Source organism: Pseudomonas sp. Irchel s3h14 (assembly GCF_900187425.1).
In the GTDB taxonomy this organism is placed as follows: domain Bacteria; phylum Pseudomonadota; class Gammaproteobacteria; order Pseudomonadales; family Pseudomonadaceae; genus Aquipseudomonas.
In genome coordinates this window covers 1-14,035 of the sequence record NZ_FYDJ01000017.1, presented here as the reverse complement: position 1 = coordinate 14,035, position 14,035 = coordinate 1, and the positions used below count along the sequence as shown (strand labels likewise).

General features: G+C 58.6%; 9 protein-coding genes and 1 pseudogene. 5 read left to right on the top strand and 5 right to left on the bottom strand.

The annotated features are described in order from the left end of the window. Positions 1 to 16 precede the first annotated feature (16 nt). Genes CKW16_RS24420 through CKW16_RS24400 form a run of 5 tightly spaced genes read left to right on the top strand, consistent with a single transcriptional unit; the run spans position 17 to position 9,366 of the window. Positions 17 to 1,729: a DUF2138 domain-containing protein gene (locus CKW16_RS24420; RefSeq protein WP_095131400.1), complete on the top strand. Its 1,713-nt coding sequence runs from the start codon at positions 17 to 19 to the stop codon at positions 1,727 to 1,729. Next, a complete protein-coding gene (locus CKW16_RS24415) occupies positions 1,714 to 2,364 on the top strand; it encodes a DUF1175 domain-containing protein (protein ID WP_095131398.1) in 651 nt (216 codons plus the stop codon). The genes CKW16_RS24420 and CKW16_RS24415 overlap by 16 nt, the downstream gene beginning before the upstream one ends. Then, positions 2,361 to 6,926, top strand: coding sequence for an alpha-2-macroglobulin (locus CKW16_RS24410; RefSeq protein ID WP_095131396.1), 4,566 nt, complete (start codon positions 2,361 to 2,363; stop codon positions 6,924 to 6,926). The genes CKW16_RS24415 and CKW16_RS24410 overlap by 4 nt, the downstream gene beginning before the upstream one ends. 1 nt (position 6,927) lies before the next feature. Continuing rightward, positions 6,928 to 8,547, top strand: coding sequence for a DUF2300 domain-containing protein (locus CKW16_RS24405; protein WP_095131394.1), 1,620 nt, complete (start codon positions 6,928 to 6,930; stop codon positions 8,545 to 8,547). A gap of 3 nt (positions 8,548 to 8,550) precedes the next feature. Then, positions 8,551 to 9,366, top strand: a complete 816-nt coding sequence (locus CKW16_RS24400) for a YfaP family protein (RefSeq protein ID WP_095131392.1) — start codon at positions 8,551 to 8,553, stop codon at positions 9,364 to 9,366. Positions 9,367 to 9,448: 82 nt separating this feature from the next. On the opposite strand, the gene CKW16_RS24395 is transcribed toward CKW16_RS24400, so the two are convergent. From CKW16_RS24395 to CKW16_RS32710, 5 genes and pseudogenes are all read right to left on the bottom strand, one after another. Further along, positions 9,449 to 10,537, bottom strand: coding sequence for a macro domain-containing protein (locus CKW16_RS24395; RefSeq protein ID WP_095131390.1), 1,089 nt, complete (start codon positions 10,535 to 10,537; stop codon positions 9,449 to 9,451). Next, positions 10,534 to 11,178 (bottom strand): DUF4433 domain-containing protein, encoded by a 645-nt coding sequence (locus CKW16_RS24390; RefSeq protein WP_095131388.1) that lies wholly within the window; start codon positions 11,176 to 11,178, stop codon positions 10,534 to 10,536. Before CKW16_RS24390 ends, CKW16_RS24395 begins: the two co-directional genes overlap by 4 nt. Beyond that, the gene (locus CKW16_RS24385) at positions 11,175 to 11,756 is read right to left on the bottom strand and encodes a DarT ssDNA thymidine ADP-ribosyltransferase family protein (RefSeq protein ID WP_095131386.1); all 582 of its coding nucleotides are present in this window, start codon (positions 11,754 to 11,756) and stop codon (positions 11,175 to 11,177) included. The genes CKW16_RS24390 and CKW16_RS24385 overlap by 4 nt, the downstream gene beginning before the upstream one ends. A 165-nt stretch (positions 11,757 to 11,921) precedes the next feature. Next, a complete protein-coding gene (locus tag CKW16_RS24380; RefSeq protein ID WP_095131384.1) occupies positions 11,922 to 12,842 on the bottom strand; it encodes a restriction endonuclease in 921 nt (306 codons plus the stop codon). Between the two features lie 1,057 nt (positions 12,843 to 13,899). Continuing rightward, positions 13,900 to 14,035, bottom strand: a pseudogene (locus tag CKW16_RS32710) (IS110 family transposase); the annotation flags it as partial.

Below are 14,035 nucleotides of genomic sequence, written 5' to 3'. Positions count from 1 at the left end.
ATCGGGTTTTGTGAACATGAGCGATAACACTGTTTCTCCGGCCGCCGAAACGCCAGCAGCCAAAACTCCTCGCCGCTGGCCGGCACTGCTGGTCGGGCTGGCCCTGGTGGCCGGCGTCGCGGCCGGGTTGGGCTGGTTCATGCACAAACCCAAGGCGCCACCGGCGGAGTTGGCCAGCGACAAACTGGGCATGAGCCGGCCGGACGGTCTGCTCGAAACCCACTCCTTGAGCCAGTTGCCCAAGGATTTGCTGGCGGTGCCGTTCCTCAAGGAAACCCTGACCGAAGATTTCGTCTTCTATTACGAAGCGCATGCCGATCGCCTCGGCTTGATCGGCAGTCTGCGGCGGATCATTTACGAACATGACCTGAAGTTGCAGGACAGCCTGATCGAACAGCTCTTCGATCAACCGGCGGATGTGGCGCTGTGGCGTGGGGCGGATGGTCGCCTGAAAGACTTTTTGTTGGTGATGGATCGCGGTGGGCTGGCCAAGGTGCTGGAGCCTTTGGCCAAAGTCGCGCTGGATGATTCGCAGCTGACCAAGCTCGGTGACGTGAAAGTCGGCGCTGACGATGTGGCGCTCTATCAACTCAACTACAACGCCAGCAAAGCCCTGGTGTTCGCCTCCCACGGCGACAAACTGGTGGTGCTGTCCAACCCGACCAAACTCTACGATGCGCAAAGCGGCTCATCGGAAGAGCCCGGCAGCGTTTCGACCAAGGCCATCGCCGCGTTGCTCAATGGCGACAAACTGTTCCCCGAAGCCTTCGGCCTGCCACCCCGCGCGCCAGAGGTGAAGCAACGTCTCTCGGTGAATTCCAGCGTCCTGGCCATGGGATACCAGCGCTTCATCCCGAACTTCGCCGGCCTGCGCTTCGACATGGACGACAAGGGCTGGCACAGCTTCCTGGCCATGGACGAACTGGACGACCAGCCGGACTTCGATTTTAAGCCGATCTGGCAAGCCATGCCGATGGGCGCCAGTGCCTGTGTCGCCTTACCGCTCGCCGCCGAGCAGCAAAAACCATTGCTGGTAAAACTCGGCGCCGAAGAGTCTGTTGCCCAGGCCCTGACCGAACACATGGCCGGTGCCGCCGGCCTGTGCTGGTACGCCGATTCGCGGTTGTACACGCCGTTGCTGGTGGCCAGCCTGAACGATGATGACAGCGCCAAACTCGACGGCGATCTGGGCAACCTGTTCGGCTCGATGGTCGGTGCCTACGAAGGCAACATCGAAGAGCACGCGTTCCCGGTGGTCGAGAAACAGGAAGGCCCAACCCACCAATGGCAGCGCCAGGTCAGCTCCAACTTCGGTCCTTACAAGGCCAAGGACGCCGAGCAACCGGACGCGATCACCGGCAAGGCGTTCATGAAAGTCAGCCTGGCACGCCACGGTTCGACGCTGCTGTTCTCCCTCGACGACAAGCTCGTGGACAAGGCCCTCGATACTCTCGACAAACGCTTCCCGCCGATGGCCGACGTGGTACCAAAAGACCTGCTGATGCCGGTCTACTTCGGCCCGGATTCGATGGCGCAACTGATGCAACAGGAAACCCTCGACAGCCTGCCGCAGGACATGGAGCCAGTGTTCTACAACGCCGCGCAAACCTACCTGATCCCGAAACTGCGCAAGCTCGGCGGCTACGGCAAATATGCGCTGACATTGCCGGAAGGCAGCGAACCCGACGGCCACTGGCAATGGCTGCCGCTGGAATGGAAAGCCCTGTGACAGCACTCATCCGAGGCCTCGGACTGCTGGCATTGCTGCTGGGCACCCGGGCATTTGCCACTGAGGCGCCGCCGCTGGACGTGCAGCAATCCCAGGTGTTCCGTGCCTGGTTCGTGCGCATCGCCCAGGAACAACTGACCCAAGGTCCCAGCCCGCGCTGGTATCAGCAGGACTGCGCGGGACTGGTACGTTTCGCCGCCAACGAAGCGCTGAAAGTTCATGACGATAAATGGCTGCGCAGCAATGGCCTGTCCAACCGCTACCTGCCGCCAGAGCTGCAACTGAGCGAGGCCCAGCGCGGCCTCGCCCAGCAATGGCAGCAGGGCGGCGGCAAGGTCGGGCCGTACGTCAACGCGATCAAACTGATTCAGTTCAACAGTCATTTGGTCGGCCGCGATCTGGCGCAAGCCCGGCCCGGCGACCTGATGTTTTTCGATCAGGGTGACGACCAGCACCTGATGATCTGGATGGGCCGCTACATCGCCTATCACACCGGCACCACCACCCCGACTGACAACGGCATGCGCTCCGCAAGCCTGCAGCAACTCATGACATGGAAGGACACCCGATGGATACCCGACGCAGCCAACCCCAACTTCATCGGCGTCTATCGACTGAACTTTCTCTCCCAATGATCGGTGCCTGCATGCTGCGTTTTCTGCCTCTGCTGTTGGTCTTGGTGTTGCCTTTTTCGGCGGTCAACGCCGAAGACACCGTCGAGCCAAGCGGCTACACGCCGGTGGCCGGTGAAAGCTTTTTCCTGCTGGCCGACAGCAGTTTTGCCAGCGACGAACAGGCGATGGTTCGCCTCGAAGCGCCGGGCCGCGATTATCGTCGGTACCGCATGGAGCCTTACGGCGGCGCCGACATTCGCGTGTACCGCATCGACAAACCGCTGGATTTCCTCAAGCGCCAGAAGAACCTGCACCGCGTGGTCAGCGACGGCCAGTTCAAGGGCGAAGGCCTGTCGAACACCCTCGCGTACCTGTGGGACAACTGGTACCGCAAATCCCGTCGCGTGATGCAGCGAGCGTTCTCCTACGAATCGCGCAAGCAAGTCACCGAGGAAGTGCCGGAACTGAAGATGGGCGCCGCGATGGCTGCGCCAACGCCTTACGACGCTCAGCCGCAATTCGCGCTGATTCCGGGCTTGCCGGTGGTCAGTCAATTCCGTTATCCGCTGTGGCAAGCCAAACCGATCCAGCCGCCTGAAGGCGTGAACCTGGCCGGTTCTTCCAGCGAGTTCGTCAGTGTCTCGCCGGGCAACGTTTACATTCCTTTGGGTAACCTGAAGCCGGGCCTGTACCTGGTGGAAGCGCTGATCGGCAAGTACCGTGCGACCACCATGGTCTTCGTGTCCAACACCGTGGCCGTGAGCAAGATTGCCGGTGATGAATTGCTGGTGTGGGCCGCGCGCAAACACCAAGGCAGTTCGGTGCCGAAGGTGAATGTGCTGTGGACCGATGGCCTCGGCGTGATGAGCAGTGGCGCCACCGATGCCGATGGTTTGCTGCGTCTGAAACACGTCAGCCCCGAGCGTTCGTTCGTGATTGGCGAGGACGAAGAGGGCGGGGTGTTTGTCTCCGAAAACTTCTATTACGACAGCGAAATCTACGACACCAAACTCTACGCCTTCACCGACCGGCCATTGTATCGGCCGGGGGATTGGGTGTCGCTGAAGATCGTCGGTCGTGAGTTCAAGAACGCCCGCGACTCTGTGCTGCCGACGGCAGCTGACGTCAACGTGACCGTGCTCGATGCCACCGGTACGGCGCTGCAATCGTTGGCGCTGAAACTCGATTCCAAGGCGGGCACTCAAGGTCGGTTCCAGTTGCCGGACAACGCGGTGGCGGGCGGTTATGAGCTGCGTTTCAGCTACAAGGATCAGGCCTACAGCAGCGCCTTCCGTGTCGCCGAATACATCAAGCCGCACTTCGAAATTTCCCTGAACCTGGCCAAGCAGGACTACCGCACCGGCGAACCGGTGAAGGGCAGCCTGGTGCTGCTTTACCCGGACGGCAAACCGGTGGCCAACGCCAAGTTGAGCCTGAGCCTGCGCGCCCAACAACTGTCGATGGTCGACAACGAACTGCAATACCTCGGGCAATTCCCGGTGGAATTGACCAGCACCGAACTGACCACCGATTCCAAGGGCAACGCGACGCTGGATCTGCCGGCTGCCGAGAAGCCGAGTCGCTACATGCTCACCGTGTTCGCCAGCGATGGTGCGGCGTATCGGGTCAAGACCACCAAGGAAATCCTCATCGACCGCGGCGCGGCGAGTTTCAGCCTGCGTGCGCCGCAGCGATTCAGTGCGGTGGGTGACAAGGTTGCGTTCAGTTACTTGAATGAAGGCGGCAGCGAGCAAAGTAAAGCCGTCACGCCAGGTAGCTACAGTTGGGTGCGTCTGGAAGACCAGAGCACCGGCGAAGGCAAACTGGCCGCGAAAGATAAAGGCTTCACCTTGGCCTTCGATCGTCCGGGTACTTATAACCTGACGTTGAAGGATGACCATGGCCGCGTGGTGGGTGCCACCGGGCATTCGGTCACTGGAGACGGCGTCAAAGCCGTGCCGGGCACCGTGGAAATCGTCCTCGATAAACCCGAGTACAAGGCTGGCGACGAAGCCCTCGCATTGATCACGTTCCCTGAACCGATCACCGATGCACTGCTGTCGCTGGAGCGTGACAAGGTCGAGGCCACAGCGCTGCTGTCCAAGGGCGGCGACTGGCTGAAGATGGAAAAACTCAGCGAGACCCAATACCGCGCGCGGATCCCGGTGAAGGACAATTTTGCGCCGAACCTGACGTTCTCGGTGCTTTACACCAAGGGCGGTCAGTACAGCTTCCAGAACGCCGGCATCAAGGTGATCGCGCCGCAAATCGACGTGGCGATTGCCACGGACAAAGAGTCGTATCAGCCGGGCGATACCGTGTCGGTGGACTTGACCACGCAGTTCGCTGGCAAGCCTGTTCCAGCGCACCTGACGGTCAGCGTGGTGGACGAAATGGTCTACGCGTTGCAACCGGAAGTTGCGCCGACCATCGACCAGTTTTTCTACCACCCGCGCCGCAACAACGTGCGCACCAGCGCCAGTCTGTCGTTCATCAGCTACGACGTGGCATTGCCGGGCAGCCCTGGCGCGCCGGGCAAAGCCAACCGTAGCGAGCGGGGCGTGAAAGTGCTGGAGCGGCCGCGTCGTGAAGACGTCGACACTGCCGCGTGGCAGCCGGAATTGATCACCGACGCCAACGGCAAAACCCGTTTCACCTTCAAGATGCCGGACTCGCTGACCCGCTGGCGCATCACCGCCCGGGCCATCGCCGATGACGGTCAGGTCGGGCAGAAGAAGCAATTCGTACGCTCGGAAAAACCGCTGTACCTGAAGTGGAGTGGCCCAACCAAATTCCGCACAGGCGACAAACCTGATCTGGGTGTGTTTGCTTTCAGCCAAGCGGAAAAACCGGCCAAGGCTGAGCTGGTGATTCATTACGCAGGCGCCGAACAACGCGTCCCCGTGACGCTGAATAACGGCATCAACTACATCGCGCTTCCAGCGTTCGCGTTGGCCAGTGGCGAGTGGACAGCGGAGTTGGTGCAGGACGGCAAAACGGCTGATGCCTTGGCTGTGCGGCTGACTGCGACCGGCGAAGGCTGGCAGGTGACCCAGAGCCAAAGCCTGGACGTGGCCAGCGGTGATACGCCGCTGACCTTGCCGGCAGATGCCACGGATATTCGCCTGCGTCTGGATGACAGCCCGCAAGCGCTGTTCCGCTCGGCACTCGACGATCTGTTGAGTTATCCGTACGGCGGCGTCGAACAAACGGCCAGTCGTTTGCTGCCGCTGAGCATCGCGTATCCGACTTTGTCGTCGAACCCGCAAATCCGCGATCGCTTGCGCTTGATCATGCAGAACAGCCGTCTGCGCCTGGTGCAAATGGCCGGGCCTTCGGCGAGCTTCACCTGGTGGGGCATGGACGGTGAGCCGGATGCGTTCCTCACCGCTTACGCGTATTACGCCGACTGGCACGCCAGCAAAGCCTTGGAACTGAGCCTACCGCCGGAGCATTGGCAGCGGGTGCTGGAGGTCTATTCGAAACAGGCCAAAAACACGCCGCTGTTGCAGCGGGCGCTGATCCTGTCGTTCGCCAAACAGATGCAATTGCCGGTGAATACCTTGCTCAGCGGTTTGATGGATGATCTGTCGAAAGCGGGCGAGGGCGATGCGGCGAACCTGATGGACGATGGCGAAGACAGCATCGTCATGAGCGATCCGGATTCGGCGCTCGGTCTGGCTGCTGCTCGAGCGTTGACTGCCTCGTTGGCTAAGCAATCGAAGGTGACTCTGCCGGACGCCTTCAATCGTCAATTGCCAGACGCGCAACAACGATTGGCGGCCAGTTCGCAGCCGTTTGCCGAAGCCTTGAACCTGTCGCTGCAAGCCTTTGATCAGGCTCACGCGCAGGCGTTGTTGCAACGATTGTTGCCACAGCAATCGACCCTGGAGCGCGCATTGGCGCTGACCTGGTTGCAACGCAGCATCGAGCAGGCTTCGCCCACCCTCTTACTGGCACCGGGTGAAGGCTGGAAGAAAAAATACGGTGATACCGGTGAGACTTATTGGACGTGGCAGGGTGCTGCGCCAGTGCCTGCGGTGCTGTCGCTGACCGGTGCGCAAGAGCGTCCATTGCGAGCAGCTTTGAGCTTCCAGACCAAACAACCGCTGGTTGATCCGATGGCCGTGACCATCACCCGTCGCCTGTCGCGTCTGGTGCCGGGCGACGAAGCCTTCACCTTCAAACTGGAAGCGGTCGGCACCAAGCCGTTGTCCAGCGACAGCCTGTATCTGGACGAAGTGATCATCACCAGCAAAGCGGCCAAACCGCTGCGCTACGGCATGCTCGAAGTGCCGCTGCCACCGGGTGCCGATGTCGAGCGCACCACATGGGGCATCAAGCTCATGGGCAAGGCTGGCACCGAACCGTCCGCGTTGGAGAAAGCGCGTTTCGAGCCGGGGCAAATGGCTTATGCGATTCCGGTCGATGCCTTGAGTGGTGAATTGCGTCTGCGTCATTTGGTGCGTTTCTCGCAGAAAGGCCAGTTCAACCTGCCGCCGGTGCGTTTCACTCAGGTCTATGCGCCACAGCATCAGGCTCAGGAACAGAAACCGGCCCTCGGCCAGGTCACGGTCAACTGACATGACCCGGCGTTTGCTCTGGTGGTGGCTGTGCTTGATCCCTGCGCTGGCGACAGCGCAGGAGGAGCCGCTACGGCTGGCTTTTAAAGGTGAGTTGCTGTCGTTGAGCCGGACTCAGGTGATCGCGCGCGAGCCGTTGCCTGCTGATTTGCAGATTCCGCTGGGCAGTGTGTGGAAGTTGTTTGTGTACGGCTGGCTGGTGGATACCAACGCCCATGAGCCGGCTTACGAATGTCGCGGTCAGTCGAAAGACGAAGTTTATTGCTGTACGGCGGGCGGCAAAATTGAGCGCGATCAGGCCTTGGTGAAGTCATGCGGTTTGTATTTTGAACCGCAGCGGTTGAGCATTGCTGGCGCTGACTGGCGCACGTATTGGCAGGCGCGGCAGGCACCGGAGTGGTTGCTGGATTTGGCTTCGTTGCAGCCTTCGACGCGAGTTTCAGTGAATGAGTTGCTGCGAATGCTGGCCGCGATGCCGGCGCAGGATCAAGCGCGGCGGGTGTTGCTGGATGTGGTGTTGAATGCGGCTGACGGCAATGTCGTGGGCGAACTCGGTGGCCGGTTGCGGGTGAAAACCTGGAGCTGGTTGGGGGATCAGGACCCTTCGTCGCGTCAGGGCGGTTTTGCCGGTTGGTTGGCGGATGGCTCGCCGGTGTGGGCCGGTGGGCGTGGGACCAGTCAAATGGTCTTGCGTCACTACGGTGGGGCGTTGGCTTCGGTGTTGCCAGTGAATTGGCCTTTGGAGGCGGGACGGTGTGTCGAGGTGGGGCTGTTTTCACGCTATCCCATCGGGCGCGTTCTGGCGGGGGATCGTGTTGTTGAGTCCGGACCCTTGCAGGGTGACTACCGCGTCGAATTCACCAACGGCAACCAACTCGATATCCACAGCGACGGCGAACTCTTTCTGCTCAAAGACAAGCTGGTCGCCCGCCTGGACCGCGAAGAATATGTCGCCCGCGTCCTCCAGCGCGAAGCCAGACCCGAACCCGCCGAAGCCGCCAAAGCCCTGGCCGTCGCGATCCGCACGTACCTGCTGCAAAACGCTACTCGCAACGGCGACTGCCTGAGCATCGACGACAGCAGCAGCCGGCAACGCGTCGCCCCACGTCCAGCTACCGCCGAATCACGCAACATCGCCGCCTGGACCAGCGACCTGGTCCTCGCCGGCAGCACCGTCACCTACCACTCCGATCAGCCCGGTCCGGACAAGCTCTCCTGGCAGCAAGCCGTCGAACAAGCCAACGCTGGCCAACGCTACGACGCCATCCTGCTCCACGCCTATCCGCGTGCCAGCCTCAGCCGCTGGGACAATCCAGTCGCTTCCTGCGAAGCGCTCCCCACCGCGCAAGACTGGCTGCTGAACCAACGCCGCGGCTGGCGTCCTCGGTTGGAAAGCGAAGTCGGCTACAACGAAGTCAGCACCTTCGCCGTCTGCCGCCTGGCCTTCGGTCGCCCCTACGTCGACCGCGAACGCCAGCGCATTTACGTGCGCGGCGTGTTGTCGCTGCAAGACCGCCTCGACCTGACCCACGAATACCTGCACCTGGCCTTCGAAGCACATCCCAACGGCCAGGATGAAACCTACATCGAAGGGCTCGCCCGCCACCTCTTGCTGGAATAGGCCATGAAACTCCGTTATCCACAGGTCTTCCTGTTCCTCTGCTCATTTTGCGTATGGCCGACGATGTTCGCCGCCGAAAGCGCCGCCAAACTCGACACACCCGTAGGCGGCTGGCGCACCGGTGCGCCTGAAGGCGAAGGCGAAAGCTTTCGACAGATCGTTAACTACCCGGCCTCCTCAGTGAACACCCCGATCGGGCAGGCCAACACTGCACGCATCACCGGTCAGATCAACGCCACACCCAAGTCTGGTGAGCCCGGCCGGTTGATCGTCAACGGCGTCAGCATGCCGCTGAAGATTGACCCCGCTGGTCGCTTTGATCGTCCGTTCTCATTTCCGAATGGCAGCAACAGCGTCGAAGTCCGAAGCCCAGATGGCCAGCAGCGCCATCGCACGCAATTCCTGAACGCCAGCGGCGGGGCCACTCCGGCGAAGTTGCGGGTGCTACTGGCTTGGGACAGTGACGGCACCGATCTCGACTTGCACCTCATCACCCCCGACGGCGCCCACATCTGGTACGGCGACCGCGTTGTTCCTAATGGTGCTGCGCTCGATGTTGACGTGACGACGGGATACGGCCCGGAAATCTTCGCCATGCCGGCGCCGATCAAAGGCCAATACCTCGTTTATGTGAATTACTTTGGGGGCGGGTATCGCAGTGACGATGAGGGGCAGGAGGAGGCGGTTCAGCCGCTGACGACGGCACAGGTAACGGTGATTACGGAGGAAGGGACGCCGAACGAGAAAATGGAAACGTTCCTGGTGCCGATGCGGGCGGTGGGGGAGTTGACGTTGGTTAAGGGGTTTAGTTATCCGTGAGGGAGGTGATTGTCCAACGGGTTGTTGGACAATCACCTGCGATCGAATTTTCTAAAGATGACCAATCAATGGGCTGTTGAAGTTAACAGGCAGCCATTTCTGGCTTGAAACTACTGCTGGTAAGACGTTTGAGTGCAATATCAAGCGCCGAATCGTCGAACAGCCTGCTCTTGCGAGCAGCAGCACCGGCTCCGCCGTCCCAATGTTTCAACGCTTCGCGTACGGCAGGAACTGTCGGGGATACCTTCTCCTGACTCAGCAACCAATCGACCGTCGCCAGCAACTCCATGCCGAAGGGCGACTCAAAGCCGTCGATTAACTCAGCAGTGCGCTCCAAGGCTTGGGAGTACTCCTTGGCCTCTGTCTTTAGATATGTTTGCAAAAAGGCTTTGCGCTCTTGGTCAAACCAGATCACATCACTGATACCCGCATCACTGATGCGCTTGTCACAATGCAAATAGCTGCCATCCAGGTTATTGAGCAGATGCTCCAACCGATTGGCATACGGCCCATATTTATGAGCAACAAACTTAAGATTCAGTGGGTTTTCAGTGTCCGGTAGCTTCTCAATAGCACGCTCCAGGAACCAGGCCAGTTTCTGAATCTCAAGCAGGCTGCATTCCATACCCAAAACCCAATAGCGTCGAACCAGTTCCGCAATGAGTGCGCGAGCAGGCGTAAGCTTTTCCACGCCACTACGTTTGGCGACATTCAGATACTGGTTGGAAGGCTCGAATACCAACACATCGACATCCAGATCACTCAGGACATCAACAATCTGTTCGCGAACTTCTGGCCATTTCAAACCACCGTTGCCCGCACCAAGCGGTGGAACTGCCACGGACTTAACGTCGTTTTCAATCAGGAAACGACGCAGATCGTGCAAGCCTTCGGTAATCCATGCCATCTGCGACGGCGATCGCCAATGACGTTTGGTAGGGAAGTTTACGATCCAGCGAGGACCGTCGAGCTCATTGACTGTCGTTACGTGAACCTTGCCTGTCTCTACCGCGCCAGCCTTGCAGGCCGCCGAATACAGACGGTAGTTCTCCGCGAAGCGCTCTTTGAACATCAGTGCGATACCTTTACCCATCACACCTACGGTATTCACCGTGTTGACGAGGGCTTCGGTTTTGGCTTCCAGGAGGTTGCCTTGGGTAAACCTGATCATTGGAAATACCATCCCGGACGCGCATGAACAGACAACGTCAGGCCTCTAGCGGCCACGTCCTGCTCTATGCGTTCTTTCATTGCATCGGTGTAGCACATGATGCCAAGGAGTCCTGTAATCGGTAGGTGATGGTGAATCAGCGCTTCGGCCTGATAACGCTCCATCTTTCGAGGGTCATCAGGGTCACGTTTGAAGTCGCGTCGTTGAAGGATAGACCAATCGATCTCGCCGAGATTCTCCAGATCGCTGTAATAGTCTGTCCAGTCCGGGTAGGCATGTGCGTTTGTGAAGACAAACGGTAGGCCAAGCTGTTCGACGCGGTACAGGCTGGAGACCAAAATCACGATCTCGTCGTTGCTGCGTTGCTGAACGCCCCATCCGGAGCGAATGTTTTTCATCATCACAGAGAAGGGTGTGAAATAGAAGGGTACGTAGTCAGCCAAAAAACCCTCTGGTGCGATAGGTACACGGCGAGATCGGCGCTTGTCGATCAAATCGACATTGCCGATATCCACGTACTGGGGGGCGAGCACCTTCGAGTTCGCGCAATGCAGCCCATTGTCCAGAATCCACGGAAGGTTATCGCGATGGACGATCCGCCAAATCAGAGCCTTCTCTGGATTCAGACTGGTGTAGTTCATTGATAAAACATTCTCTGATTCGCGCCGGTGAGTACATTAACACCGGCCTCGTGCATTTTAGCCACGCAGAGTGCTTCGACCTCCTCGTTAGGAGTGAAGATTTTGAAGAAGGCGTTTGGTTTCACAACGCCAGGCGCCAAGCATTCCGCCATGCAGATGCTTTTGCAGTGTGCGTCGTGATACTCCCGGCTGTTCATGACCTCCCACTCGATGGCTTCGAAACCCTCGTCGTAATCGAGTAACTGAATTGAATCATTTGCCAGAGGGTGGCGAGGAATGACTTTCCAACCGTTTTGTTTCGCGATAGTCCTGTAAACGGAGATCAGGACGAATTTCACATCAGGGTTGTTACGTTGCACACTTCCGTCAAATGGATTTGCAGCGAACCAGTGAAAGGGCACATAGCTGTCAAGCTCAAGGGCTTTGCGCTTCTTCAGAATTTCACTGTCAGCTACATCTTTGAAGTCAGTGAGTTCAGCGCGAGGCTTTAGACCTCCCTGAAAAATGCCATCCAGGTTTTCAACCGAAGTGAGGTGGTATAGAAGCTTTTGTTCCTTGATATTTCTGACGTCTGGCATCGCGGTCTCCTTGACCTGCACAACTATCTAAACCCGCTTTAGCCCTATCTCTTCTGCGCGTTAACCGCGACCTTCCAAGTCGGGCGTACTTCGTGATTCTAGTGTGCCATCACCTTAGGCCACAAGCGTTGGGGGGAAGTGGCCGGTTTGCCCAAAACCGATCTCTCACTCTTCGTCAAAATAATCACGATCCAACGCCGGCAATCGCAACAGTCGCGATGTAACACCCACTTCATGATCCATCATCAGATGCACCAGTCGTGTGCCATCCACCAGCACAATCCCGTCCACCGATTTAGCAAAGTCGACAGCGTGTGCCGTGAAACCAGAGGTTGTGATGAACACCCCGCGCTTAGCCTTTTGCCCGGCGAGTGCGCCGTAGAAAGCCTGCAGCTCAGGGCGGCCTACCGTGTTCTGCCAACGCTTGGCTTGGACATAAACCTTCTCAAGCCCCAGCTTATCGAGCGAAATGATGCCATCAATGCCGGCATCCCCAGACCCACCGACACGCTGCAGGTCATTGCGGCTAGCGCCGTATCCCAGGCGATGAAGCACATCCAGTACGATCACTTCGAAGCGGTTGGGGCTGACCTGTAACAAGTTATCTAATAGATCGGCTGCTGTGGCGTCACGCAATTCCTGGAGGGCTTGCTCGAGCCGATCATCCGGGCTAGCAGTTGCGGAGGTGACGTCAGGTTCAACAGGTGTTTCGTCATCAAGCGGTGCTGCGTCAGGTGCAACCTTCAGCTTCACATTCATATAGCCAATGGCTAAATGTTCCACTGCGCCGGCCGGCATGGGGGCTGGATGTTCCTTGGCGTAGGCCACACCCGCGTCAGTCAATTTCCAGTACCCGCGTTTGGCACTACTGGAAAGGCCGGCGCGCTTGAGCCGATCGTGCGCCCAGCCCGCTCTGTTCTTATAGGTCGTCTGCCCACTGGCGATCAGTTCTTCACGCTGCTCTAAAGTCAGTTGCAACATTTTTGCTGCAGCTTCATAGGCATCCCGAGCGGGAACTCCATCGGGTTTCGTGGCGAGAAAACGCAAGATTGGCTCGATGAACTGATCGTAAGTTGGAACGGACATGGACGCTTCCCTGTGATAGCGCGTTTTTGACTGATCGGCGGGCGAGTATAAATTAACGCTCACTCAGATATCCCGCAGGGGGAGTCGCTGTCGCTGATAAAACGTAAGTCGCTGTGTATAGCAAAGGCTTTGTCCTACGGAACATCCCTGCGCAATAAATTCCGCCGTCTGGCATACGCAATCTTTGCTCAGGCGCTATCATCCCCAACTTTTTAGCGCCTGCTCAGCGGGCGCGTGAGCTATGGGATACCAGACTCAAACAGTTTTCGAGTTCATTTACGGTGAGCTTTCTCAGCGGTCTCGCCCTCCTATTCCTCCCTTATGCGTCGAGCACAACGGATTTAAAAAGCCCGAAAGTGGCTGTGACCATTGATCTAGCAAAGGTGCAGAGGACTTCAAAAGTTGAGAATAGCTTTCTCTCAGGCATTAAAAAGCCGGCTTGTGGCCGGCTTCTCGGGGACTGGCTTGGTTCATTTTTGGTAAACCGCGCCAGCCTTCAAAACGTACACCCGGATCTTGCGTCCGGCTGTGGGACTTGGCGAGAAAGTCATCTGCCTTGTCGGTGCGATCTGACGCCGTGGGGCGGGTCGATGCGCAAATGTGGGGCGCAGCATACTGATTTTTTGGGGGAATTCCCAGCGTGGCGTGCGACCTAGAGCGATTGCGGTTACGTGTAGCAGCTGGCGGAGCCTGCGTTCGGCTGCGGAGCAGTCGTCAATCCTGCAGGCACGGTCTGTCTGATTCTCCGCGTTGCATGGTTTTACGACTGCTGCGCAGCCGAACGCAGGCTTCGCCAGCTGCTATGTATGGACTCGCCCCCACTGTCTACCCGCTTTTAAAAAAACTGCCGCCCCGTTGCATCTATGTATCAGGCCTACTCGAGGAAGCCGTCGTCGGCTTCTGGCCAAAATTGGAAGAGCTCGTGGCATGCCGATTACAGTCAGGCCTCGAAGGCCACTAGCAGCTTAGGCATCAATCCACGCCGGTCTTACCAGGGGTCAATGTTTTTTCAGCAACAGGTTGGTCAGTAGGTACCTCGGTGGCAGAACTCGGTGGATCAGTGGCTCATCGTCGCTTGCTGGCCGTCGGCGGGCTGGCGACGATAAGTCTGGTCATTCTGTAACAGCACCCAGACGATGCGCAGGTTGCGATTGGCCAACCTGACCGCTGCGTCCTTGCGGCCCAATCGGCTC